The organism is Streptomyces sp. NPDC058246 (assembly GCF_042881985.1).
Lineage (GTDB): Bacteria > Actinomycetota > Actinomycetes > Streptomycetales > Streptomycetaceae > Streptomyces.
This window is the reverse complement of the sequence record NZ_JBHVWZ010000005.1, coordinates 353,862-376,461: the sequence shown is the minus strand read 5'-3', so window position 1 is coordinate 376,461 and position 22,600 is coordinate 353,862. Positions and strand designations below refer to the sequence as shown.

General features: G+C 70.1%; 25 protein-coding genes. 14 read left to right on the top strand and 11 right to left on the bottom strand.

Annotation, left to right across the window (positions count from 1 at the left end):
- Nucleotides 1-41 precede the first annotated feature (41 nt).
- The 4 genes from ACFVXA_RS10725 to ACFVXA_RS10710 all read left to right on the top strand — a co-directional run bounded on the left by ACFVXA_RS10725 (nucleotide 42) and on the right by ACFVXA_RS10710 (nucleotide 2,649).
- On the top strand, nucleotides 42-1,079 hold the full coding sequence (locus ACFVXA_RS10725) for an AraC family transcriptional regulator (RefSeq protein WP_383740444.1): 1,038 nt from the start codon (nucleotides 42-44) through the stop codon (nucleotides 1,077-1,079).
- Entirely contained in the window at nucleotides 1,031-1,699 is a 669-nt protein-coding gene (locus ACFVXA_RS10720; RefSeq protein ID WP_384025306.1) for an AzlC family ABC transporter permease, read from the top strand. Before ACFVXA_RS10725 ends, ACFVXA_RS10720 begins: the two co-directional genes overlap by 49 nt.
- Nucleotides 1,696-2,004, top strand: coding sequence for an AzlD domain-containing protein (locus tag ACFVXA_RS10715; protein WP_362016968.1), 309 nt, complete (start codon nucleotides 1,696-1,698; stop codon nucleotides 2,002-2,004). Before ACFVXA_RS10720 ends, ACFVXA_RS10715 begins: the two co-directional genes overlap by 4 nt.
- An 81-nt stretch (nucleotides 2,005-2,085) precedes the next feature.
- Nucleotides 2,086-2,649, top strand: a complete 564-nt coding sequence (locus ACFVXA_RS10710) for a helix-turn-helix domain-containing protein (RefSeq protein ID WP_390024639.1) — start codon at nucleotides 2,086-2,088, stop codon at nucleotides 2,647-2,649.
- 17 nt (nucleotides 2,650-2,666) lie between these two features.
- Here ACFVXA_RS10710 and ACFVXA_RS10705 read toward each other — a convergent pair whose 3' ends face one another.
- Entirely contained in the window at nucleotides 2,667-3,611 is a 945-nt protein-coding gene (locus ACFVXA_RS10705; RefSeq protein ID WP_390024637.1) for a hypothetical protein, read from the bottom strand.
- A gap of 80 nt (nucleotides 3,612-3,691) precedes the next feature.
- Between ACFVXA_RS10705 and ACFVXA_RS10700 the strand changes: the two genes are divergently transcribed.
- The gene (locus ACFVXA_RS10700; RefSeq protein ID WP_189188176.1) at nucleotides 3,692-3,886 is read left to right on the top strand and encodes a DUF3046 domain-containing protein; all 195 of its coding nucleotides are present in this window, start codon (nucleotides 3,692-3,694) and stop codon (nucleotides 3,884-3,886) included.
- 60 nt (nucleotides 3,887-3,946) lie between these two features.
- The gene (locus tag ACFVXA_RS10695; protein ID WP_362016977.1) at nucleotides 3,947-5,161 is read left to right on the top strand and encodes an AI-2E family transporter; all 1,215 of its coding nucleotides are present in this window, start codon (nucleotides 3,947-3,949) and stop codon (nucleotides 5,159-5,161) included.
- Nucleotides 5,162-5,234: 73 nt separating this feature from the next.
- On the opposite strand, the gene ACFVXA_RS10690 is transcribed toward ACFVXA_RS10695, so the two are convergent.
- Nucleotides 5,235-6,035 carry a hypothetical protein gene (locus ACFVXA_RS10690; protein ID WP_390024635.1) on the bottom strand — a complete coding sequence of 267 codons (801 nt, stop codon included), beginning with the start codon at nucleotides 6,033-6,035 and terminating at the stop codon, nucleotides 5,235-5,237.
- A 357-nt stretch (nucleotides 6,036-6,392) separates the two neighbouring features.
- Between ACFVXA_RS10690 and recA the strand changes: the two genes are divergently transcribed.
- Together recA and recX are read left to right on the top strand one after the other, a co-directional pair.
- On the top strand, nucleotides 6,393-7,517 hold the full coding sequence (gene recA, locus ACFVXA_RS10685) for a recombinase RecA (RefSeq protein ID WP_362016979.1): 1,125 nt from the start codon (nucleotides 6,393-6,395) through the stop codon (nucleotides 7,515-7,517).
- A 3-nt stretch (nucleotides 7,518-7,520) separates the two neighbouring features.
- Nucleotides 7,521-8,474, top strand: coding sequence for a recombination regulator RecX (gene recX / locus ACFVXA_RS10680; protein ID WP_383906499.1), 954 nt, complete (start codon nucleotides 7,521-7,523; stop codon nucleotides 8,472-8,474).
- A gap of 463 nt (nucleotides 8,475-8,937) precedes the next feature.
- On the opposite strand, the gene ACFVXA_RS10675 is transcribed toward recX, so the two are convergent.
- The 8 genes from ACFVXA_RS10675 to ACFVXA_RS10640 form a co-directional block, all read right to left on the bottom strand.
- A complete protein-coding gene (locus ACFVXA_RS10675; RefSeq protein ID WP_383906500.1) occupies nucleotides 8,938-9,336 on the bottom strand; it encodes a rhodanese-like domain-containing protein in 399 nt (132 codons plus the stop codon).
- Complete coding sequence (locus tag ACFVXA_RS10670) at nucleotides 9,333-9,881, bottom strand: cysteine dioxygenase (protein WP_362016985.1); 549 nt, start codon at nucleotides 9,879-9,881, stop codon at nucleotides 9,333-9,335. Before ACFVXA_RS10670 ends, ACFVXA_RS10675 begins: the two co-directional genes overlap by 4 nt.
- Nucleotides 9,882-9,955: 74 nt before the next feature.
- The gene (locus tag ACFVXA_RS10665; protein ID WP_309506048.1) at nucleotides 9,956-10,003 is read right to left on the bottom strand and encodes a hypothetical protein; all 48 of its coding nucleotides are present in this window, start codon (nucleotides 10,001-10,003) and stop codon (nucleotides 9,956-9,958) included.
- 264 nt (nucleotides 10,004-10,267) lie between these two features.
- Nucleotides 10,268-11,893 carry an FAD-dependent monooxygenase gene (locus ACFVXA_RS10660; RefSeq protein WP_390024632.1) on the bottom strand — a complete coding sequence of 542 codons (1,626 nt, stop codon included), beginning with the start codon at nucleotides 11,891-11,893 and terminating at the stop codon, nucleotides 10,268-10,270.
- Nucleotides 11,894-12,068: 175 nt separating this feature from the next.
- The gene (locus tag ACFVXA_RS10655) at nucleotides 12,069-12,977 is read right to left on the bottom strand and encodes an amino acid ABC transporter permease (RefSeq protein WP_362016991.1); all 909 of its coding nucleotides are present in this window, start codon (nucleotides 12,975-12,977) and stop codon (nucleotides 12,069-12,071) included.
- Nucleotides 12,974-13,642: an amino acid ABC transporter permease gene (locus ACFVXA_RS10650; RefSeq protein ID WP_362016993.1), complete on the bottom strand. Its 669-nt coding sequence runs from the start codon at nucleotides 13,640-13,642 to the stop codon at nucleotides 12,974-12,976. Before ACFVXA_RS10650 ends, ACFVXA_RS10655 begins: the two co-directional genes overlap by 4 nt.
- Nucleotides 13,643-13,738: 96 nt before the next feature.
- Nucleotides 13,739-14,575 (bottom strand): glutamate ABC transporter substrate-binding protein, encoded by an 837-nt coding sequence (locus tag ACFVXA_RS10645; protein WP_362016995.1) that lies wholly within the window; start codon nucleotides 14,573-14,575, stop codon nucleotides 13,739-13,741.
- A gap of 82 nt (nucleotides 14,576-14,657) precedes the next feature.
- Nucleotides 14,658-15,434 carry an amino acid ABC transporter ATP-binding protein gene (locus ACFVXA_RS10640; protein ID WP_383740417.1) on the bottom strand — a complete coding sequence of 259 codons (777 nt, stop codon included), beginning with the start codon at nucleotides 15,432-15,434 and terminating at the stop codon, nucleotides 14,658-14,660.
- Between the two features lie 285 nt (nucleotides 15,435-15,719).
- Here ACFVXA_RS10640 and ACFVXA_RS10635 point away from each other — a divergent pair, with 285 nt between their 5' ends.
- Nucleotides 15,720-16,406 carry a response regulator transcription factor gene (locus tag ACFVXA_RS10635; protein ID WP_362016999.1) on the top strand — a complete coding sequence of 229 codons (687 nt, stop codon included), beginning with the start codon at nucleotides 15,720-15,722 and terminating at the stop codon, nucleotides 16,404-16,406.
- Nucleotides 16,407-16,415: 9 nt separating this feature from the next.
- A complete protein-coding gene (locus ACFVXA_RS10630) occupies nucleotides 16,416-17,816 on the top strand; it encodes a sensor histidine kinase (protein ID WP_383740414.1) in 1,401 nt (466 codons plus the stop codon).
- Nucleotides 17,817-18,154: 338 nt separating this feature from the next.
- Here the strand turns inward: ACFVXA_RS10630 and ACFVXA_RS10625 are convergent, their stop codons facing one another.
- Entirely contained in the window at nucleotides 18,155-19,153 is a 999-nt protein-coding gene (locus ACFVXA_RS10625) for a TAXI family TRAP transporter solute-binding subunit (protein WP_390024630.1), read from the bottom strand.
- A gap of 262 nt (nucleotides 19,154-19,415) precedes the next feature.
- Here ACFVXA_RS10625 and ACFVXA_RS10620 point away from each other — a divergent pair, with 262 nt between their 5' ends.
- From ACFVXA_RS10620 to ACFVXA_RS10605, 4 genes are read left to right on the top strand one after another with little or no spacing between them, the layout of a single operon-like run.
- A complete protein-coding gene (locus ACFVXA_RS10620) occupies nucleotides 19,416-19,859 on the top strand; it encodes a MazG nucleotide pyrophosphohydrolase domain-containing protein (protein WP_390024628.1) in 444 nt (147 codons plus the stop codon).
- 40 nt (nucleotides 19,860-19,899) lie between these two features.
- Nucleotides 19,900-21,426, top strand: a complete 1,527-nt coding sequence (gene miaB, locus ACFVXA_RS10615; RefSeq protein WP_384024535.1) for a tRNA (N6-isopentenyl adenosine(37)-C2)-methylthiotransferase MiaB — start codon at nucleotides 19,900-19,902, stop codon at nucleotides 21,424-21,426.
- Nucleotides 21,427-21,456: 30 nt separating this feature from the next.
- Nucleotides 21,457-21,744 carry a hypothetical protein gene (locus ACFVXA_RS10610; protein ID WP_362017007.1) on the top strand — a complete coding sequence of 96 codons (288 nt, stop codon included), beginning with the start codon at nucleotides 21,457-21,459 and terminating at the stop codon, nucleotides 21,742-21,744.
- Nucleotides 21,745-21,763: 19 nt separating this feature from the next.
- Nucleotides 21,764-22,489 carry a class III extradiol dioxygenase subunit B-like domain-containing protein gene (locus ACFVXA_RS10605; protein WP_384401317.1) on the top strand — a complete coding sequence of 242 codons (726 nt, stop codon included), beginning with the start codon at nucleotides 21,764-21,766 and terminating at the stop codon, nucleotides 22,487-22,489.
- Nucleotides 22,490-22,600 lie beyond the last annotated feature (111 nt).

The following is a 22,600-nucleotide window of genomic DNA, read 5'->3' as shown; positions in this document are numbered from 1 at the left end:
CGATCCCTGGCCCGGGATGCCATCGGCGCAGAATGGGGAGCATGGCGGGTTCGGTGGAGCGAGCACGGCACTGGCAGTACGCGGAACTGCCCGGGGTCGATCTGCTGCGCGCCAGCTACGTCGAAAAGATCTTCGTGCGGCACACGCACGAGAACTTCGTCATCGCCGCCATCGCCGACGGCGTCGAGGTCTTCCATCACGGCGGCGCCGACCAGTACGCGGGTGCGGGCACCCTCGCGCTCGTCAACCCGGACACTCCCCACACGGGGCGCGCAGGCGTTCCCGAAGGCTGGCGGTACGGGGCCGTGTACCCGTCGCCTGAGCTGGTGGCCGAAATCGCCGCCGAGACCACCACCCTCCGCGGCACCCCCGGATTCATCAGTCCGGTGCTCGACGACCCGTACGCGGCGGGCCTGGTGCACCAGGTACTGCGGGCCGCGGAGGAGGGCAACGCGCTCGCCGCCGACACCCTGTTGCGCGTCGCCGTGACGCGGCTGCTGCGTCTGAACGGAGGCCCGCTGCCGCAGCGGGCCGTGCATACCGCCGGCGCTCGGGTCGCCGCACGCGCGCGTGCCGTGCTGGAGGAGCGGATGGCCGAGCCTCCGACTCTGGAGCGGCTTGCCGCAGACCTCGGCGTCAGCCCGTTCGCGCTGCTGCGCGCGTTCCGGGACGCCTACGGCATGCCGCCCCACACCTGGCTGACCGACGCCCGCGTACGCCGGGCACGCCACCTCCTGGACGACGGCTTCGCGCCCGCGGCGGCGGCCGTCGCCGTGGGCTTCACCGACCAGCCGCACCTGAATCGGCACTTCACCCGGATCGTGGGCGTGCCCCCGGGCGCCTACCAGCGCGAACGCAAGGACGTGGAGCGCGAGCGCAAGAACGTACAAGACGGTGACGGTCGACCGCTCCTACCGTCCAGGGCGTGGCAGAACAGACAGCACCCGCAGGCATACGCACTGAAGAAGGCGGAAAACCCGACCGCACTGAAGAAGGCGGAAAACCCGACGCCGTCGTCGTCCGAGACGCCCTGGGAGTCGGGGTCGCCGTCGGACTGTCCGGCTTCGCCTTCGGGGTGACCTCCGCCGGCAGCGGGCTCTCCCTGTTGCAGACCTGCGCGCTCAGCCTCCTGGTGTTCACCGGTGCCTCGCAGTTCGCGCTCGTGGGCGCGCTCGCGGCCGGGGGCAACCCGCTCACGGCGGCCGCCGGTGCCTTCTTCCTAGGGGTGCGCAACGCCTTCTACGGACTGCGCCTGTCGCAACTGCTGGCCCTCCCGCGCGCGGTGCGTCCGATCGCCGCGCAGTGGGTCATCGACGAGACCACTGCGGTCGCGCTCGCCCAGCCCACCCGCCGCAGTGCCCGCATCGGCTTCACCGTCACCGGGCTCTCCCTCTATGTGCTGTGGAACCTCACCACCCTGCTCGGCGCCGTCGGGGCCGAGGCCATCGGCGACACCGACGCGTGGGGGCTGGACGCCGCCGGGCCCGCTGTGTTCCTGGCGTTGCTCGCGCCGATGCTGAAGACCACCGTGGAGCGCACGGTCGCCGGTATCGCGGTCCTTCTGGGACTCGGACTGCTGCCCGTGCTGCCCGCCGGAGTTCCCGTACTGGTCGCCGCGCTGGCCGCCCCCGCCGTTCTCTACGTAGAAGGTCGCCGCGCTGCGAAGAGCGGCAACGACGCGCCGAGGGAGGACCGTTGAGCATCTGGATCGCCATCGGCGCCACCGCCGTAGGCTGCTACGCCGTCAAACTCATCGGGCTGCTGATCCCCGCGGGTGTGCTGGAGCGTCCGCTCGTGCAGCGCCTCGCCGCCCTGCTCCCCGTCGCCCTCCTCGCCGCCCTTACGGCCCAGCAGACCTTCGCCGACGGGCGCGTCCTGGTCGTTGACGCGAAGGCCGCGGGTCTGGCGGCGGCCGCCGTCGCACTGATCCTGCGGGCCCCGTTCCTGCTCGTGATCGCCGCGGCCGTGGTGGTCACGGCGGGGGTGAGGGCGATGACGGGCTGACGAGGGACCCTCGAAGCGACACAGGTCACCTGGGTACTGTGACGGGTCACGAGCCGCCCGCACCGCCCGCAGGAGCCCGCCGTGCCCCGCTCCGCAGCCGCCAGGGCGCTCGGGCGGCGCTGTGAGCCCCGGGTCAACGAACTGACCCGGCGGATGGCCCGCGAGTCCTTCGAGGCGCTCCCCGGCTACGCGGAGCTCCCGGACGACGTGAAGGATCTGGAGATCGCCGGAACGGCCCGGCACGGCATCCGCCTGTTCCTGAGCCGGACCGGCGACCCGAATCCCGGGCCCGCCAACCTGCGCCTGTTCCGCGAGCGGGCCGCTCAGCGCGCCGAGGAGGGCATGCCGCTGCACCTGCTGCTGCGCACGCACTCCGTGGGCGCGTATGTGCTCTGGCGGGCGCTGCGCGAGACGGCACAGCACCTGGAGACCCTGCGTACCCATCTCGCGCACCAGCAGGACCGCAGGGCCACCGCCACCGCGCTGGGACTGCACCAGAACACCGTCGACAACCGTCTCGCCAAGATCGGGGATCAGACCGGCATCGACCTCGCGTCACCCCGAGGAGCGGCCCTGGCGATCGCGGCACTGCTCCTCAGGGACACCCAGGAGACGAGGGCCGGCGGTCCGTCCACGCGCCCCTGACCCACGCGCCCCTGATCTCAGCCGATGGCCCGTCCGTACGCCCGTAGCGTGCGCAGCGCCTCGATCGTCACCATGGGACGGCACTCCAGGGCGGTGCCCGGCGCCCACTGACGCCACCGGACCGGCCAGCCACCGTCCTCCTGCTGCTCGTCCGCGAGGTGGTCGAGTGAGCGCGTCATCTCCTCCTCGGTGAACCACGCGCGCGCGAGTGAACCCGGAGTCTTCGCGTAGTCGTGCGGGAAGTGGTGCTCGCCCGGCGCGTAACCGGGCGCGACCGGAAATCCCGCGAGGTGCTGGGGGTCCAGCGCCGCGAGCCGGTGCTCGCGCACCAGGCGGCCCAGACGGTCGGCCGCCGCCTCCGCGCGCGGGCGGTCGGGCGCGGAGTCCAGGAAGGCGACGGCGGCCTCGATCTCGTACGGGTGGGACTTCTCCAGGGACTCGACGGCCTGCCAGCAGAAATCGGTGGCCCGGAACAGCCAGGCATGCCACACCTCGTTGCGGTGCAACAAGCCCACCACCGGCCCGGTGGCGAGCAGTTCGCTCGGCGGATCGTCGATGATCGGCACGAAGGGAGCCGCCGGATAGCCCCGTTGGCTGGGATGGATCGCCGGCAGCGCGCCGTCCGCCGTCGACACGGAGGTCAGATAGCGGCACACGCGCTCCACCCGCTGTCCGCCGCAGCGCCCGATCGAGTCCAGCACGCGCAGCGCGAGCCCGGTGTGCAGCGGCTGGCTGACCGGGCCGCGCAGATCGGGTTCGAGCGCGTGACCGTACCCTTCGTCCTCATTGCGGTAGGCGGCCAGCGCGGTCTCCACCGCGTCGGCGTCGCCACCGAGGAAGTGATGTTCGAAGCGGCGCTGTTCCAGCACGCGCGCGGTGAGCCAGATGAAGCGCTCGGCGCGGGAGAGCGGGGAGTGCGCCGGGGGCGTCGGGGGGAGTGGGGATGCTCCAGATTCGGCCATGCGTCAGACCGTAGGACGGAAAGCGGTCTCGACAAGTGGTCCCGGCTCGGGCCCACTCTCAGGGGCGGGATACTGGAGTCATGCGGTTGACGGTCTTCTGGCAGCGAATGGCGGATCACTTCGGCGCGGGGTACGCCGACACCTTCGCCCGCGATCACGTGATGACGGAGCTCGGCGGGCGCACCGTGCACGAGGCGCTGAACGCGGGCTGGGAGGCCAAGGACGTGTGGCGCGTGGTGTGCACGGCCATGAACGTTCCGTACGAAAACCGCTGACGGACCACGAAGCTCCGGGGCCGGGGTCCGATTGTCAGTGGAGTGGGCGAGACTTGCTCCGTGTCCCCGACAGACGAGACCGCGCAGGTCGCCCCGCAGGCTTCACCGTTCGGCACGACGCCGCCCACCCCGCCCCCGGGCGGGGACGCCGCCGCGCCCGGCGGGCGCATGCCGCGCTGGCTGCCGCGTGCCATGGTGCTCGCCCTCGCGCTGATCGCCGTCTTCCAGTTGGGCAGTTGGGCGTTCCACCAGCTCACCGGACTGTTGATCAACATCCTCATCGCGTTCTTCCTGGCGCTCGCCGTCGAGCCCGCGGTGAGCTGGATGGCCTCGCACGGCATGCGCAGAGGGCTGGCCACCTTCCTCGTCTTCCTCGGCGCGATGATCGCGATCGCCGGATTCATCACGCTGCTCGGCTCGATGCTCGCGGGCCAGATCATCAAGATGGTCGAGGGCTTCCCGGACTACCTCGACTCGGTCATCAACTGGATCAACACGCACTTCCACACCGACCTGAGACGGGTGGACATCCAGGACAGCCTGGTCCACTCCGACTGGCTGCGGAAGTACGTGCAGAACAGCGCCACCGGTGTCCTGGACGTGTCCGCGCAAGTGCTGGGCGGCCTCTTCCAACTGCTGACGATCGCGTTGTTCTCGTTCTACTTCGCCGCCGACGGACCGCGGCTGCGGCGCGCGCTGTGCTCGGTGCTGCCGCCGGCGCGGCAGGCCGAGGTGCTGCGCGCATGGGAGATCGCGGTCGACAAGACCGGCGGTTACCTGTACTCACGCGGTCTGATGGCGCTGATCTCCGGCATCGCGCACTACATCCTGTTGCAGGCCCTGGGCGTGCCCTACGCGCCTGTGCTCGGCGTGTGGGTGGGCCTGGTCTCGCAGTTCATCCCCACCATCGGCACCTACCTGGCGGGCGCCCTGCCGATGCTGATCGCCTTCACGATCGACCCCTGGTACGCGCTGTGGGTGCTCATCTTCGTCGTGATCTACCAGCAGTTCGAGAACTATGTGCTGCAACCCAAGCTGACCTCCAAGACCGTCGACATCCACCCCGCCGTCGCCTTCGGGTCGGTCATCGCGGGCACCGCGCTCCTCGGAGCCGTCGGCGCGCTGATCGCCATCCCCGCAGTCGCCACACTGCAGGCCTTCCTGGGAGCGTATGTGAAGCGGTACGACGTCACGGACGACCCACGCGTGCACGGCCACCGGACGCGAGGCTCGGGCACGTTCCTCACGCGCGTGCGACGGGTGTTCACCAGGTGACGGCACCCACCACTTGCCGGGGTCCAGACGATGGTCACCAGGCCCTCACCACTTGCCGGGAACCACGCGATGGTCACCAGGAGAGGGCCGCCCACACTCCCGCGCCGGCGACGGCCGCCGCGTAACAGCCGACCGCCCCGTACATGATTCGCTGCTTGGCGCGGTCGCTCCAGGACGTACGCGACAGCAGCCAGGCCAGCACCGGCAGCATCAGTACGGCGTGCAGGCTCACTCCGTGCAGCGGCTTGAGCGGGGCCGTCGAGTGATACGCCGCTTCCTGGTGGCCGGTCCGGGTGAGGACGACGCCGCGCGCGATCATCGCGGCGCCCGACAGCAGGGCGACGAGGAGGATCGCGAACCCGGAGCGCAGCGCGAGCGCCATGCCCAGGGGGCCGGCGGGCCGGTTCCGGAAGGAGGCGACCGCGAAGACCGAGAGCAGTGCCACGAGCACCCCGCCGCCCACCGCCAGCGTCATGGACACCGCCGTGTCGAAGCCGGTCTCCATGTTGAGATGCGAGGGCACCCGGCGCCACGCCTGCAGGGTGATCCCGCCCACCTCCACCACACAGTCGGCGGCGAACACGACGAGCAGCGTCGTACGCAGCCGGGGCCCGACGCGCAGATACGACGTCACCCACGTGATCGCGATCAGCGTCAGTCCGAAGGAGAGCCCGAAGGTGATCGGCTTGCGCCAGGAGACCGGGCCGTCCCAGGGACCGCCGTCGACGGCGAAGACCACCAGATGCGCGAGTCCCGAGAGGACGAGCAGGGCGCCCGTCGCGTAGCAGAGTCGCTCGACCGGCCGGAGCACGAGCTTCGCGAGTGCCGGCGCGTGCGTGAACGGGGTCAGGGACCGGGACCTCGTGGTTTCCATGGCCCAAGCCTCGCGAGCCGGACCCACCGCGTCGTCGTACGGCCGAAGGCACCCGCCGTACGCCCGGGGGAGTAGCCCGGTACCGGGCCCGTGCCGAGGGGAAAACGGACGAAAACGGGGGCGTTGTCAGACCGCGAACGTACTCTCGGAGGTGCCGCGTGGTGCGCTTGACACGAAAATCGAACATCCATTCTTATGGAAGTTCCGGCGGAGCTCTCGACGGGGATTTCGACAGGGTTTTCATGGAGATGTGCCCGAGTTATCCACAGGCCGGAAGGGCGTCGGGGCGCATTGTCAGTGGCAGGCGTTAGCGTCTTTGACGTGAAGCGATCGACTCAAGCAAACCGGGTGGAACCCATGGCAGGAACCGACCGCGAGAAGGCGCTCGACGCCGCGCTCGCACAGATTGAACGGCAATTCGGCAAGGGCGCTGTGATGCGCCTGGGCGAGCGGCCGAATGAGCCCATCGAGGTCATCCCCACCGGCTCGACCGCGCTCGACGTGGCGCTCGGTGTCGGCGGCCTGCCGCGCGGCCGAGTGGTGGAGGTGTACGGCCCGGAGTCCTCCGGTAAGACAACGCTGACGCTGCACGCGGTGGCGAACGCGCAGAAGGCCGGCGGCCAGGTGGCCTTCGTGGACGCCGAGCACGCCCTCGACCCCGAGTACGCGAAGAAGCTCGGCGTCGACATCGACAACCTGATCCTGTCGCAGCCGGACAACGGCGAGCAGGCGCTGGAAATCGTGGACATGCTGGTCCGCTCCGGCGCGCTCGACCTCATCGTCATCGACTCCGTCGCCGCCCTGGTGCCGCGCGCGGAGATCGAGGGCGAGATGGGCGACTCGCACGTGGGTCTGCAGGCCCGTCTGATGAGCCAGGCCCTGCGGAAGATCACCAGCGCGCTCAACCAGTCGAAGACCACCGCGATCTTCATCAACCAGCTGCGCGAGAAGATCGGCGTGATGTTCGGCTCCCCGGAGACCACGACCGGTGGCCGGGCGCTGAAGTTCTACGCCTCGGTGCGGCTCGACATCCGTCGGATCGAGACGCTGAAGGACGGCACCGACGCCGTCGGCAACCGCACCCGCGTCAAGGTCGTCAAGAACAAGGTCGCGCCGCCCTTCAAGCAGGCCGAGTTCGACATCCTCTACGGGCAGGGCATCAGCCGTGAGGGCGGCCTGATCGACATGGGCGTGGAGAACGGCTTCGTCCGCAAGGCCGGCGCTTGGTACACGTACGAGGGTGACCAGCTCGGCCAGGGCAAGGAGAACGCGCGCAACTTCCTGAAGGACAACCCCGACCTGGCCAACGAGATCGAGAAGAAGATCAAGGAGAAGCTGGGCGTCGGTGTGAAGCCCGAGGAGCCCACCGCGGAGCCGGGTGCGGACGCGGCGGTCTCGGCCGCCCCGGGCGATGCCGCGAAGACGGTGCCCGCTCCGGCGGCCAAGGCCGCCAAGTCCAAGGCCACGGCGGCCAAGAGCTAGTCCATGACGCGACGAACCGACTGGGCCGAGTACGCCTACCCCGTCGCCCCGAAGGGGCCGGCTCAGGGGTCCGACGGGGGCGACGGCGGCTCGGCCGGAGAGAGCGCCAGGACGTACGTCGGCACGGGGGTGGACGACGGGGGGACGCACGGCGCCGATGACGGGCTCTATGGCGCCGAGGGGTTCTACGGCGGCGATCCGGACGTCGCTTCGGACGGCGAGGGTTCGCCGGACGGTGGCTCGCGGCGCGGTGGCGGCCTGACCGGCGGTCACGGTTCTCCTGGCGAGGCCGCACGCCGTGGCGGTGGTCGGCGTGGCGACAGCGGGTCTCGCGGTGACGGTGGGCCGCGTGGTGGACGAGGTCGTCGGAGACGTGGCGGTTTCGGTGAGCCGTCCGGCGACCCACAGGACGGAGGCGCCCCTGCCTCGTCGAGGGCCGAGAAGGGGGAGCCCCCAGGGGACCCGGCTGAGCGGGCACGGGCGATCTGTCTGCGCCTGCTCACCGGGACCCCGCGCACGCGAAAGCAACTCGCGGACGCCCTGCGCAAGCGCGAGATCCCTGACGACGTGGCGGACGAGGTGCTGTCACGGTTCGAGGAGGTCGGGCTGATCAACGACGGTGCCTTCGCGGACGCCTGGGTGGAGTCCCGGCACCACGGCCGGGGTCTGGCCAGGCGGGCGCTCGCGCGGGAGCTGCGGACCAAGGGCGTGGACTCGACGCTGATCGACGAGGCCGTCGGACAGCTCGACTCCGAGCAGGAGGAGGCGACCGCGCGCGAACTGGTCGCCCGCAAGCTGCGCTCCACGCGAGGCCTCGACCGCGACAAGCGGCTGCGACGCCTCGCGGGCATGCTCGCCCGCAAGGGCTACTCGGAGGGCATGGCCCTGCGCGTGGTCCGTCAGGCGCTGGAGGAAGAGGGCGAGGACACGGACGGGTTGGGGGATGAAGGGTTCTGACCCTGCTGGTGACCGACGAGGGGTTCTGACTCCGCAGGTGACTGGGGAGTCCGACTTCCTGGGAGGGCCCGGACTCCCCGCGGGGACACTGGACTCCCGCGAGGACACCGGACTCCCGCGGGGACACCGGACATTGCCTCCATGAAGGCCCGCAGAGCGTAGGCCGGGAGCCGCTGAGTCGACCCGCGGACCCGGACCGGACCCGGACTCCGGGCCCGGCCGGGGCACCGCCCGATCGCGGGCCCTGAACACGGTGGATGCGCGGGGGCGCCGATCGCGCTCGTCGTGCTGACCGCCTTCAGCGTCGGCATGACCGGCAGCGCGGCCCCGGCGGTCCCACCGCTGGTGTACGTGATGGTCAAGGGCAGTACGCGGAGTAAGGGGCTGCACCCAAGGGTGGGCGCCCCTTACCTCAGGGGCGCCCACTGCTACGTACGACGTGAGGAATTCTCTGGGTGGAGGCCTAGGCGGCGGTCACCGGGAGCCCGGCAGCCTTCCAGGCCTGGAATCCGCCGACCAGATCGGTGGCCCGGTGCAGTCCCAGCTGGCGCAGGGACGCGGCGGCGAGGCTCGACGCGTACCCCTCGTTGCAGAACACCACGACCCGCAGATCATGGCTCGTGGCCTCCGGGGCGCGGTGGCTGCCCTGGGGGTCGAGCCGCCACTCCAGTTCGTTGCGCTCGACGACGAGGGCGCCGGGGATGAGGCCGTCGCGCTCGCGCAGGGCGGCGTAGCGGGTGTCGACCAGGAGGGCCTCGCCCGCCTGCGCGGCTTCGTGGGCTTCCTCGGCCGCCACGCGTTCCAGGTTCTCGCGGACCTGCTCCAGCAACTCGTCGATGCCGACGCGGTGTGGGGTGCTCACTGCCAGTCCTCCGGGCGCTCGACGTGCTCCAGACGCAGTACCTGGCCCGTACGGCTGTAGCGGCGGATCTGCGGGAGGGGCGGGTAGTAGGCGTGGACCGAGACCGCGTGCACTTCGGTGGACTCGTTGAGCACCTCGTGCACGTGGTGCCGGCCGAAGGAACGGCCCTTGCCCGCCGGTAGCGCGCGCTGCCGGTCGATCTCCTCGGCGAGTTCCAGGGTCTTCCAGCCGTCGGCGGGCAGCCGGGCGGCGAGGGAGTTCTCCTTGAGCTCGCCCGACGCGGTGAGGAAGGCACCGACCGACTCGGCGTGGTCGTGCCAGCCGGTTCCCGTCCCGGGGGGCCAGCCGATGAGCCAGGCCTCACTGCCCCCCGGGCCTTCGAGGCGCACCCAGGTACGGCCCTCGGGGTCGAGTGGGAGCGAGGCGATCAGCTCGGCGTCGGCGGCCGTACGGCGTACGAAGTCGAGCAGGTCGGCCTGGGTGGGAGTTTGTGGGGGTGCGGAGGCAGAAGGGGATACAGAGGGTGCGGAAGGAGACACAGACACTCGGACCGTCCTGAGGGTTCGCGTGGAGCGCGCGACGGCACAGGGCGGCGCGCGAAAGGAAGAAGGATGCGAATTCAGCAGGACGGGCGACACACGCAGCCCGCATAGCGGACGAGGTCCATATGGACCCTCCGCCACAGGCGCACACAGGTGTCGGTCACGATCCGGAGTACACCATGAGGGTGTGGGCCGGTCAACTCATTGTCACTATATGGACGCAGGGTGACCGTGGCGGGGCGGCGGCCGAGGGCCTCGGGGCGGGCCGGCCGCGCGCGCCGGGTCACGGTCGGCAAGGGGGCTCGCGTCACGGTCGGCTCAGGCCGTACCCCGGCTCGTACCCGTCACGGTCGGCTCAAGCCGTACCCCGTACCCCCGCCCCCGCCGACTCAGCCCCTCCCCGCCGTGGCCTCGGTCTTCGTCGGTCCGCCGAGCGTCGCCTCGGCCGCCGCGTACAAATCGGCGGGGCGGACCCCGCTGAGCGCGGTGACCAGGTGCCCGTCGGGGCGGACGAGGAGCACGGTGTGCGCGGCGGCGCCCGGATAGCTCTCGGCGACCAGCAGTTCCGCGGCGTGCGGCAGCGCGGTGACGGCCGCCGCGAGCCGGGGCATGATCCCCGCCGTCACCCAGTGCTTGCGCTCCCAGACACCCGTACCCGGAGCGATGAGCACCACGAGCAGGACCCCGCGCCCGAGCCGCTCCCGCAGCTGTACGAAGGAGCCGTCCTCCGCTGTCACCCGTACATCGACGATCGGGGTGCCTGGGGCGGTGGCCACGGGAGACTCCGACTCGGCGTGTGGTGGTGCGAGCGGGGAATCGGCGTACGCCCCCGGCGCGCCCAGCGGGCCGCGCCCCAGGTGGCCGTCCGTGAGCAGCGCGTCGTGGCCGCGGGCCGACCCCGGGACGTACGCGCGCAGACCTCCGCCGCCGCGCAGCAGCGGCAGCGCCTGGTCGGCGGCGCGCAGCCGACCAGCGACGATGGCGCGCCGCTCCACCTGGTAGCTGTCCAGCAGCGCCTCGTGGGGTCCGTGGTGCCAGGCCAGCGCCAGCTTCCAGGCGAGGTTGTCGGCGTCCCGCAGGCTCTCGTCGAGGCCCTGGGTGCCGAGCGCGCCCAGCAGATGCGCGGCGTCCCCCGCGAGGAAGACACGGCCGACCCGCCACCGGCGGGCGAGGCGATGGTGGACGGTGTGGACTCCGGTGTCGAGCAGTTCGTACGGGGGTGTGGAGCCGCCGCACCAGCCCGCGAGGGTCTCCCGGATGCGCGCCACCAGCAGGTCGGGCGTGACCAGGTCCTTGCCTGGGGGCAGCAGCCAGTCGAGGCGCCATGTGTCGTCGGCGAGGGGGCGCGCGGTCACCTCCCCGGCCGAAGGGCCCGACGTCCGCCACGGCGGCGTCCGATGCAACAACGCCTCGCCGGGCCAGGGAAGTTCCGTACGCAGCGCCGCTACGGCGTGTCGCTCGACGGCCGTACGTCCGGGGAAGCGGATGTCCTGGAGCTTGCGCACCGTCGAACGCGGTCCGTCGCAGCCGACCAGATAACTGCCCCGCCACCAGGTGCCCTTGGGCCCGCGGGTGTGCGCGGTGACGCCCGACATCTCCTGCTCGATGGAGTCGAGGCGGCTGTCCACGGCGACCTTGATCAACCGTTCATGGGCGATGGACTCGCGCAGGGCGGCGGTCAACGTGTGCTGGGCGATGTGCAGCGGGGCGGCGAGCTCTTCGGCGTTGTCCGGGGCACCGGTGACGTCCTTGCCGAACGTGATCTCGCGTGTCACCTGCTTGCGCCGCATCGACCGCCATCCGGCCCAACGGAAACCGGCCTCGGCGAGAGGGAATCCCGTCAGCCGCTCGACGAGCGCGGCCGTGTCCTCGCGCAGCACCACCGTCCGCGCGAGCCGCTGCTCGTCCTTGCCGGGTCCCTCGTCGAGGACCACGGAGGGGACCTCCTGGCGGGCCAGCGCAAGGGCGAGCGTAAGTCCGACGGGCCCCGCTCCTACGATGATCACCGGGTCCACGGCGCGGTGCCCCCTGCCCGGAGCGGTGTCATCGGGGACGTACGGGAACAGGCAGTTGGAGCGGGGTGCACGATCACAGAACGTATGCAACCTATTGCCGGTGCTTGCGTCAAGTGACGGAGGCAGCGGCGATCACGCCACTGCCTCCGTACCACTCATGCCACGTGACTGCTCATCAGATGGTGCCGCCCTCAGCGGTCCCGAAGGCACCGCGCACCTCGGCGGGATTGAGCTCCACCGCGTCGTCGGCGCCGAGGACCGCGCCCGTGCTCTTCTTGCTGCGCCGCAGCCTGCCCTCCAACCAGCTCGCGAAGGTGGTCAGCAGGAAGTTCAGCGCGATGTAGATGACCGCCACCACGATGAAGCTGGGGATGACATTGGCGTAGTTGGCCGCCAGCGTGCTGCGTGCGTTGAGCAGCTCGGGGAACGCCAGCATCACGCCGCCCAGTGCGGTGTCCTTCACGATGACGACGAGCTGGCTGACGATGGCCGGCAGCATGGCGGTGACCGCCTGCGGGAGCAGGATGCTGGTCATCGTCTGGCCCTTGCGCAGACCGATCGCGTACGCGGCCTCCGTCTGCCCCTTGGGCAGGGCGAGGATGCCGGCCCGGACGATCTCGGCGAGGACCGAGGCGTTGTAGAGCACCAGGCCGGTGACGACGGCGTACAGGGGCCGTTCCTCGCTGCCGACGTTCGTGGAGCGGACGTAGAACTCGTTGGCGAACAGCATCAGCAGCAGTACGGGGATCGACCGGAAGAACTCGACCACCACACCCGCCGGGACCCGGACCCACCGGTGGTCGGACATGCGCGCGATCCCGAAGAACGCGCCCAGCGGGAGGGCGATGACCATGGCGAGCGCCGCGGCCTTCAGCGTGTCGCGGAGGCCCGGCAGCAGATACGTCGTCCAGGCCTCCGAAGTGGTGAACGGCTCCCACAGGGACCACTTCAACTGTCCCTTGTCGTCCATGGTCCGCCAGACCCACCACAGGAACAGGGCGAGCAGGACGAAGAAGACCACCGAGACAAGCACATTGCGCCGCTTGGCGCGGGGGCCGGGGGCGTCGTAGAGAACGGAGGTCATCGCTTCACCGCCAGTCGCTTGCCCAGCCAGCCGAGGGCGAGGCCGGTGGGCAGGGTCAGTACCACGAAGCCGAAGGCGAACACCGCGCCGATGGCCACTGTCTGGGCCTCGTTCTCGATCATCTTCTTCATCAGGCTGGCCGCCTCGGCCACGCCGATGGCGGCCGCCACGGTCGTGTTCTTGGTCAGCGCGATCAGTACGTTGGCCAGTGGCCCGATCACCGAACGGAAGGCCTGCGGGAGGACGACGAGCCTCAGCACCTGGCTGAAGTTCAGCCCGATGGCGCGTGCCGCCTCGGCCTGCCCGACGGGCACGGTGTTGATGCCCGAGCGAACGGCCTCGCAGACGAAGGCCGCGTGGTAGGCCGCGAGACCGAGCACCGCCAGCCGGAAGCCCTGGAGTTTGAAGTCGTCGGACGCGCCCATCGTCACACCGAAGATGTCGGCGAGGCCGAGCGAGGAGAAGACGATGATGACCGTCAGGGGGATGTTCCGGACGATGTTCACATAGGCGGTGCCGAACCCGCGCATGAGCGGGACCGGGCTGACCCGCATCGCGGCGAGCACGGTGCCCCAGACAAGGGAGCCGACAGCGGAGAGGGCGGCGAGTTTCACCGTCATCCAGAACGCCCCTAGGACGTCATAACCTTGAAGAAAGTCGAACACGATCTCCCGCGCTTCCGGGTGTGTGGCGTACGTGGAGGGCGCGGCGCGCCGCCGCCCTGATCGCGGCGGGCGGCGGCGCGCCTGTGAAACCCTGGGCTACTTGACGATGACGCCGGTCTTCGGGGCAGGCTCGTTCTTGTAGTTGGCCGGTCCGAAGTTCTTGTCGACGGCCTTCTGCCAGGAGCCGTCGCTGACCATCTTCGCGAGGGCGTCGTTGATCTTCTTGACGGTCGTGGCGTCGCCCTTCTTGACACCGATGCCGTAGTTCTCGTTGCTGAGCTTGAGCCCGGCGAGCTTGAACTGGTTCTTGTACTTGTCCTGGGCGGCGAAGCCCGCGAGGATCGAGTCGTCGGTGGTCACCGCGTCCACGGCGCCGCTCTGCAGGCCGGCGATGCACTCCGAATAGCCGCTGTACTCACGCAGGTTGGCCTTCGGGGCGATCGTGTCGTGGATGTTCTGCGCCGAGGTGGAGCCGGTCACGGAACAGAGCTTCTTGCCGTTGAGGTCCGTGGCCTTGGAGATGTCCGAGTTGGACTTGACCAGCAGGTCCTGATGGGCCAGCAGGTAGGGACCGGCGAAGTCGACCTTCTGCTTGCGCTCGTCGGTGATCGAGTAGGTGGCCGCGATGAACTTGACGTCGCCACGGGCGAGCGCGTTCTCGCGGTCGGCGCTCTTGGTCTCGACGAACTCGATCTGGTCCGGCTTGTAGCCGAGTTGCTTGGCCACGTAGGTCGCCACGTCCACGTCGAAGCCGGAGAAGGAACCGCTCGGCTCCTTCAGGCCGAGGCCGGGCTGGTCGAACTTGATGCCGACCTTGATCTTGTTGCCGCCCGAGGAGCCGCTGTCGTTCTTGTTGTCGGAGCCGCACGCCGTGGCGGTGACGGCGAGCGCGAGCGCGACGGACGCGGCGGCGGTGACCTTGCGGAGCTTCATGGTGAACATCCTTTGAGTGGTGAAGAGATGCAGGCCCGTCGAGGGCGGGTGTCGCAGGTCGTCAGAGACGCGACGGGGGCCGTCAGTGGTGGAGGATCTTCGACAGGAAGTCCTTGGCCCGGTCGCTGCGGGGATTGCTGAAGAACTGGTCCGGCACAGCCTCTTCGACGATCCGACCGTCGGCCATGAAGACCACCCGGTTGGCAGCCGAACGAGCGAAGCCCATTTCATGGGTGACGACGATCATGGTCATGCCGTCGCGGGCGAGCTGTTGCATGACTTCCAGGACCTCGTTGATCATCTCCGGGTCGAGGGCCGAGGTCGGCTCGTCGAAGAGCATGACCTTGGGGTCCATCGCCAGCGCCCGCGCGATCGCGACGCGCTGCTGCTGGCCGCCCGACAACTGCGCGGGGTACTTCTCCGCCTGTGTGGCGAGGCCGACGCGGTCGAGCAGCGCGCGGGCCTTCTCCTCGGCGGCCTTCTTGTCGGCCTTGCGGACCTTGATCTGGCCCAGCATCACGTTCTCGAGCACCGTCTTGTGCGCGAAGAGGTTGAAGGACTGGAAGACCATGCCCACGTCGGCCCGCAGCCGGGCGAGTGCCTTGCCCTCCGCGGGCAGCGGCTTGCCGTCGATCGAGATGTCGCCCGAATCGATCGTCTCCAGGCGGTTGATGGTGCGGCACAGGGTGGACTTCCCGGACCCGGAGGGCCCGATGACCACGACGACCTCGCCACGGGCGATCGTCAGGTCGATGTCCTGGAGCACGTGCAACGCGCCGAAGTGCTTGTTGACGCTCTTCAGGACGACCAGTTCGTCGGTCGCGGCCATGGCGTCCTTGGCCACCGATACTTCGGTCATCGCTTTTGGGCTCCGTCCTCCTCGGTTTCGGAGGACAGTAGTAACCCCGTACTACCAGCGTCATTACATCTGAGGGGAACTTGAGCATCACGATCCGGTAGCAATCGGACACGTGTCGTAGCAGTTGGGGCGGGGGGCCGCGTACCGGCTGGGTAACGGAAGCGGTTCGCAACCCGAAGGCTCTTGACGCCGTCCTTATCGATCGGCGTGACTTCCATGGTGCACGCGCGCGTGCACACGCTTACAAGCCGAGACCGTATGAACGATGAACCGGAGGGGGCCGGCATGAGACTGCTCCTCGTCGAGGACGACAACCATGTCGCGGCCGCCCTGTCCGCGGTCCTGGCCCGCCACGGCTTCGAGGTCACCCACGCCCGCAGCGGCGAGGAGGCACTCCAGGCGCTGGTTCCCGAGGGAGCCGGTTTCGGGGTCGTCCTGCTCGACCTGGGCCTGCCCGACCAGGACGGCTACGAGGTCTGCGGCAAGATCCGCAAGCGGACCAGCACTCCGGTGATCATGGTCACCGCGCGCGCGGACGTACGCTCCCGGATCCACGGGCTCAACCTCGGCGCCGACGACTACGTAGTGAAGCCGTACGACACGGGGGAACTGCTCGCCCGGATCCACGCCGTCAGCCGGCGCAGCGTTCCCGACGACGACTCAGCCTCCGGCGACGCCGCGCTGCGGCTCGGCTCCGTGCACATCGAACTCCCCAACCGTCAGGTCACCGTGGACGGTTTGGTCATCCAACTGACCCGCAAGGAGTTCGACCTTCTCGCGTTGTTGGCCCAGCGTCCCGGAGTCGTGTTCCGTCGGGAACAGATCATCAGCGAGGTGTGGCGGACCAGTTGGGAGGGGACCGGACGCACCCTGGAGGTGCACGTCGCGTCCCTGCGCTCCAAACTGCGCATGCCGGCACTGATCGAGACCGTGCGCGGCGTCGGATACCGACTCGTCGCCCCGTCGGCGTAGCGAGCACGGGTGCGCACACGTCTTCTCCCGTTGCTCATCGTCCTGATGGCCGCCGTGCTGCTCGCACTCGGGATTCCGCTCGCCGTGAGCGTCGCGGCGGCTCAGCAGCAACGGGTGGTCGTCGACCGCATCGACGACACGGCGCGCTTCGCGGCCCTCGCCCAGTTCGTCACCGACTCGCCGACCGGCGCCGGGCAGGGCATCCCGGACGAACGAGGCGAGACCCTGAGCAAGGAACTCGCCCGCTACCACAGCGTGTACGGCATCCGCGCGGGCGTCTTCTACCGCAACGACAAACCCATGGCCAACGCGCCGACCGACTGGTTCCTGCCCAAGACGGGCGAGGGGCGCGACGCGTTCAACGAGGCGCTCTTCAGCCGCCGCAGCCACGACCCCGAGCAGGTCTGGCCATGGCAGCGCCACCGCCTCGTCGTCGCCTCCCCGGTCATCAGGGACGGCGATGTCATCGCCGTCATCGTCACCGACTCGCCCACAGGGCAGATGCGTTCGAAGACCCTGCACGGCTGGCTGCTCATCGCCGCGGGCGAGGTCGCGGCGATGCTCATCGCCCTCGGCGCCGCGCTGCGCCTCACCGGCTGGGTGCTCAGGCCTGTACGCGTCCTCGACGCCACCACCCACGACATCGCGACCGGGCGCCTGAAGTCCCGGGTCGCGGCTGCCGGCGGGCCGCCGGAACTGAGACGCCTGGCCCGGTCGTTCAACGAGATGGCGGACAACGTCGAGGACGTGCTGGAGCAGCAGCGCGCCTTCGTCGCCGACGCCTCGCACCAGCTGCGCAACCCGCTCTCGGCGCTGCTGCTGCGCATCGAGCTGCTCGCCCTCGAACTGCCGGAGGGCAATGAGGAGATCGCCTCAGTCCGCACCGAGGGCAAGCGCCTCGCCCAAGTCCTCGACGACCTGCTCGACCTGGCGCTCGCCGAGCACGCCGAGGCGGATCTGGGCCTCACCGACATCGGTGCGCTGACGGCCGAGCGCGTGTCGTCCTGGCAGCCCGTCGCCGAGAACAAGGGCGTACGGCTGGCGGGGACCTGGCCGGCCACCACCGCCTGGGCCGATCCGATCACGCTGTCCAGCGCCCTGGACGCGGTCATCGACAACGCGCTGAAGTTCACGCCCGAGGGAGAGAGCGTCGAGGTTGTGGTCGCCTCGAACGGCGAGGTCTCGACCGTCGTCGTTACCGACGGCGGCCCCGGCCTCAGCGACGAGGACCTGGCCCGCATCGGCGACCGCTTCTGGCGCAGCGCGGGACACCAGAACATCAAGGGCTCGGGTCTCGGCCTCTCCATCTCACGGGCACTCCTCGCGGCGGGCGGCGGCTCGATCTCGTACGACCACCACGAGCCGCACGGCTTGAGGGTGACGGTGACGGTGCCGAGGACGGGCTCGTGAGGCGAGAGGTCTCTCGGGGAGGGGCGTCGCCATGGCTCGCTTGCCGATGAGGGACCTCTTGGGGCGGGAGCGCCGCTGCGGGGCTTGCTGACGAGGGACCCTTTGGGTGGGAGCGCTGCTGCAGGGCTTGCTGACGAGGGCCCTTGCGGGGGACAGGGATGCCGCTGTCCGGGCAGCGGGGTGCCCCTTGAGCTTGATGACGAGGGGCCGTCCGGGACGGGTATGCCGTTTTGGCTGGACAGGGCGTGCCCCTTGAGCTTGATGACGAGGGGCGGTCCGGGACGGGTGCGCCGCTCTGGCTGGGCAGCGGGTGCGTGCCTCCCGGGACCCGTGTGCCGTTACGGCTTGATCGACCGGTAGTAGCGTCGCGCGCCCTCGTGCAGCGGCAGCGGATCCGTGTAGATGGCCGTGCGCAGGTCCACCAGCTGTGCGGCGTGCACCTGGGCGCCGATGTGGTCGCGGCTGGCGATCACCGTGCGGGTGAGCTGCTCGGTGAGCTTCGCGTCCGCGTCCTCGCGCGTGATCAGGTAGTTGGCCACAGCCAGGGTCTGCACGGACGAGCCGCGCTGTGCCCTGGGATAGGCGTCGGCGGGCATCACCGCGGCCCGGTAGTAGCGGGAGGCGCCACCCTGCTCGTGCAGCTTCTTGATGAGGTCGCTGCCGATCGGCACCAGCCTGATGTCGTAGCTCTTCGAAAGCTCCAGCACCGCGCTCGTCGGCAGGCCGCCCGACCAGAAGAACGCGTCGATCTTGTGCTGTTCGAGCAGCTCGGGCATGGTCGCGATGCCGTCGGCCCGCGGCTCGATGTCGTCGGCGGGGTCCAGTCCGGCCGCCTGGAGGACATGGTTCGCTATCAACCGCACCCCGGAACCGCTCGGTCCCACCGCGACCTTCTTGCCCTTCAGATCCGCGACGGACCGCACGGACGACGAGCGCGGGACGACCAGGTGCACATAGTCGTCGTAGAGCCGGGAACAGCCGCGCAGCCGGCCCGCTCCCGGCTTGTTCTCCAGGATGTACGTCTCCACCGCGTCGGCCGCGGCGATGGTGTAGTCGGCCTTCCCCGTGGCCACGCGCCGGACGTTCTCCTGCGATCCGTCACTGTTGAGCAGCCGTACGTCCAGGCGCGGGATGTCCTTGGCGACCACGCCCTTAAGGAGCATGCCGTACTTCTGATAGACCCCGGTCGGCGTGCCCGTGCTGAACGTGATCGTTCCGCTCGGGGACTCCTCGCCCAGCGGCAGCAGCCACCACAGCAGCAGCCCGAAGACCGCGAAGGCGGCCGCCGAGCCGAGCAGCGCGCGACGCCGGCCGATACGGGGGAGTGCCAGGAACATGCGCGCGATCCTGCCAGCCGGGCGCAGTCCTGACCAGGGCCGGGCTCGCCAGGGGACGCCATCGGGGCTGGGAGCGTCGAAGGCACCCGGTCGACGGGGTTGCCACAAACCGGTCCGCAGACCCGGCGGAACTCGGTCGACGGGGTCACCGGAATCCGGTCGATAGGCTCGCCGGATGCAGCCCTCTCCCGCTTCTCAGGTTCCTGCTTCCGCCCAGCCTGTCCCCTCTTCGGCTTCTCAGGTCCCTGCTCCTGCCCAGCCTGTGCCCTCTCCGGCCCGGCCTGTCCCTGCTTCCGCCCAGCCGGTCCCTTCTCCCGCCTCCCTCGTCCGCGAGTTCCACCTCGCCTTCGGCCTCGACGCCCGCAGCACCCCGACGGAGGTCTCCCCGAAGCTCGCCGCCCACCGCGGCGAACTGCTCGCCGAGGAGGCAGCCGAAGTCGCCGAGGTCTCGGTCACCGGCCCGCTCGACCGGCTGGCGCACGAGCTGGCCGACGTCGTGTACGTGGCGTACGGCACGGCCTTGGTCCACGGGATCGACCTCGACGCGGTGATCGCCGAGGTCCACCGGTCCAACATGACGAAACTGGGCCCCGACGGGCGGGTCGCTCGCAGGGCCGACGGCAAGGTCCTGAAGGGAGAGCACTACCGGGCACCGGACGTAGCGGAGATCCTCCGCCGCCAGGGCTGGACGGCGACTGAGGCATAGGGCGACCGGAGGTACTCCGGGCACCGCCTACCCTTGTCACATGAGCAGCAGCGACCGGAGCCAGGCAGTGGACGTTCAGGAACCCAAGACCTACGAAGTACGCACTTACGGGTGCCAGATGAACGTCCATGACTCCGAACGGCTCTCCGGCCTCCTGGAGGACGCCGGCTATGTGCGCGCGCCCGAAGGCTCGGACGGCGACGCGGACGTCGTCGTCTTCAACACCTGCGCCGTAAGGGAGAACGCCGACAACCGGCTGTACGGCAACCTCGGCCGCCTCGCCCCGATGAAGACGAAGCGCCCCGGGATGCAGATCGCCGTCGGCGGCTGTCTCGCGCAGAAGGACCGCGACACGATCGTGAAGAAGGCGCCCTGGGTGGACGTCGTCTTCGGGACGCACAACATCGGCAAGCTGCCTGTCCTCCTGGAGCGCGCCCGCGTCCAGGAAGAGGCGCAGGTCGAGATCGCCGAGTCGCTCGAGGCGTTCCCCTCCACGCTGCCGACCCGCCGCGAGAGCGCGTACGCCGCCTGGGTCTCCATCTCGGTCGGCTGCAACAACACCTGCACCTTCTGCATCGTCCCGGCGTTGCGCGGCAAGGAGAAGGACCGCAGGACCGGCGACATCCTGGCCGAGATCGAGGCCCTGGTCGGCGAGGGCGTCTCCGAGATCACGCTGCTCGGGCAGAACGTCAACGCCTACGGGAGCGACATCGGCGACCGCGAGGCCTTCAGCAAGCTGCTGCGGGCCTGCGGGCAGATCGAGGGCCTGGAGCGCGTGCGCTTCACCTCGCCGCACCCGCGCGACTTCACCGACGACGTGATCGCCGCCATGGCCGAGACGCCGAACGTGATGCCGCAGCTGCACATGCCGATGCAGTCCGGCTCGGACACGGTCCTGAAGGCGATGCGCCGCTCGTACCGCCAGGACCGCTACCTGGGGATCATCGAGAAGGTGCGGGCCGCCATCCCGCACGCGGCGATCACCACCGACATCATCGTGGGCTTCCCCGGCGAGACCGAGGAGGACTTCGAGCAGACCCTGCACGCGGTCCGCGAGGCGCGCTTCGCACAAGCGTTCACGTTCCAGTACTCCAAGCGCCCCGGGACCCCGGCGGCCACCATGGAGGGGCAGATCCCCAAGGAGGTCGTCCAGGCACGCTACGAGCGTCTCGTCGCCCTCCAGGAGGAGATCTCCTGGGACGAGAACAAGAAGCAGGTCGGCCGCACCCTGGAGCTGATGGTCGCCGAGGGCGAGGGCCGCAAGGACGGCGCCACGCACCGCCTCTCCGGCCGCGCCCCCGACAACCGCCTGGTCCACTTCACCAAGCCCGACGAAGAGGTCCGCCCCGGTGACGTGGTCACCGTCGAGATCACGTACGCCGCCCCGCACCACCTGCTCGCCGAGGGCGCCGTCCTGAACGTGCGCCGCACGCGCGCGGGAGACGCCTGGGAGAAGCGCAACGCCGCCGAGGCGGCGAAGCCGGCGGGCGTCCTGCTGGGACTGCCGAAGATCGGGGTTCCGGAGCCGCTGCCGGTCGCCACGGGGAGCGGCTGCGGCCTCGACTGACCGCGAGCGGTGACGACGGGGGAGGGGCGGATGGCTCGATGGGCACTGCTGCTGGACAAGCCACCTGGTGAGGGGCCGTACCGCAGACAGTACGAACTGATGGCGACGGTCGACGGCACGCACGAGGAGGCCATGGCACGGTTCGGGGAGTTCGTGCGGCTGTACCGGCCGAAGCACCCGATGTATCCGGTACGGATGCGGCGCTACCGCACCGGCGACGGCTGGATGCTTGTCGGCGACGGCTCGTCCGGCGGCGTGTTCACGTACCACTTCATGCTCACCGAGCTGGAGTGGGATTCGGGGCAGATCACCTACTGAGCGCGTTACGCTGCCGATCATGCTTGTAGCCGCCGCAGTCTGCCCCTGTCCGCCGCTGCTCGTGCCGGACGTCGCCGCCGGCGCGGCGCCCGAACTGGATGCCGCGCGGGCGGCGTGCACGGACGCGCTGGGTGTGCTCGCGGCCTCCCGCCCCGACCTGCTGGTGGTCGTGGGCCCCGCGGAGCAGTCCGGGCGCGGGCCTCACCCGGAGGGCACGCGGGGCTCGTTCCGCGGGTTCGGGGTCGATCTCGCCGTAGCCCTCGGTCTCGGGGCGGGCGTCCCGGGCCACGGGGTTGCGGATCGTGAGCTTCCGCCCTCGCTCGCCGTCGCGGCATGGCTCCTGGAACGTACGGGCTGGTCCGACGCCCCTGTCGAGGGGCTCGGCGTGGGGGAACCTCTTGAGGCCGAGCGGTGTATCCAAGTCGGAAGGGACATCGGCGGGCGGGCCGCGAGGGTGGCACTGCTGGTGATGGGCGACGCCAGCGCGTGCCGGACGCTCAAGGCGCCCGGGTATCTCGACGAGCGCGCGGTGGATTTCGACGCGGAGGTCGCGCGTGCGCTGGGCGCGGCGGACGTGCCGGCCCTCAAGGCGCTGGACGCCGAGTTGGCGTATGAGCTGAAGGTCTCCGGGCGAGCTCCCTGGCAGGTTCTCGCGGGCGCGGCCGAGGACGCGGGGCTGGGCGGCGCGCTGCTCTACGACGATGCGCCGTACGGGGTGGGGTATCTGGTGGCGGCCTGGTCCTAGGCGCTCTCCTGAGAGGCCTGCCGCGCTGCGGGCCGTACGACCGTGTGACCGCGGCCCCTGCTGGGCGGACCTCGCCCTTTCAGGGGCCGTGGCGGCTTGCCGTACTCAGCG

Coding starts and splice junctions, on each gene's coding strand:
- ACFVXA_RS10690 (WP_390024635.1), bottom strand. CDS start 6,035: ATGGAAACCACGAGGTCCCGGTCCCTGACCCCGTTCACGCACGCGCCG.
- ACFVXA_RS10640 (WP_383740417.1), bottom strand. CDS start 15,434: ATGACCGAAGTATCGGTGGCCAAGGACGCCATGGCCGCGACCGACGAA.
- ACFVXA_RS10725 (WP_383740444.1), top strand. CDS start 42: ATGGCGGGTTCGGTGGAGCGAGCACGGCACTGGCAGTACGCGGAACTG.
- ACFVXA_RS10625 (WP_390024630.1), bottom strand. CDS start 19,153: ATGTTCCTGGCACTCCCCCGTATCGGCCGGCGTCGCGCGCTGCTCGGC.
- ACFVXA_RS10605 (WP_384401317.1), top strand. CDS start 21,764: ATGCTTGTAGCCGCCGCAGTCTGCCCCTGTCCGCCGCTGCTCGTGCCG.
- ACFVXA_RS10655 (WP_362016991.1), bottom strand. CDS start 12,977: ATGACCTCCGTTCTCTACGACGCCCCCGGCCCCCGCGCCAAGCGGCGC.
- ACFVXA_RS10705 (WP_390024637.1), bottom strand. CDS start 3,611: ATGGCCGAATCTGGAGCATCCCCACTCCCCCCGACGCCCCCGGCGCAC.
- ACFVXA_RS10645 (WP_362016995.1), bottom strand. CDS start 14,575: ATGAAGCTCCGCAAGGTCACCGCCGCCGCGTCCGTCGCGCTCGCGCTC.
- recX (WP_383906499.1), top strand. CDS start 7,521: ATGACGCGACGAACCGACTGGGCCGAGTACGCCTACCCCGTCGCCCCG.
- ACFVXA_RS10610 (WP_362017007.1), top strand. CDS start 21,457: ATGGCTCGATGGGCACTGCTGCTGGACAAGCCACCTGGTGAGGGGCCG.
- ACFVXA_RS10700 (WP_189188176.1), top strand. CDS start 3,692: ATGCGGTTGACGGTCTTCTGGCAGCGAATGGCGGATCACTTCGGCGCG.
- recA (WP_362016979.1), top strand. CDS start 6,393: ATGGCAGGAACCGACCGCGAGAAGGCGCTCGACGCCGCGCTCGCACAG.
- miaB (WP_384024535.1), top strand. CDS start 19,900: ATGAGCAGCAGCGACCGGAGCCAGGCAGTGGACGTTCAGGAACCCAAG.
- ACFVXA_RS10635 (WP_362016999.1), top strand. CDS start 15,720: ATGAGACTGCTCCTCGTCGAGGACGACAACCATGTCGCGGCCGCCCTG.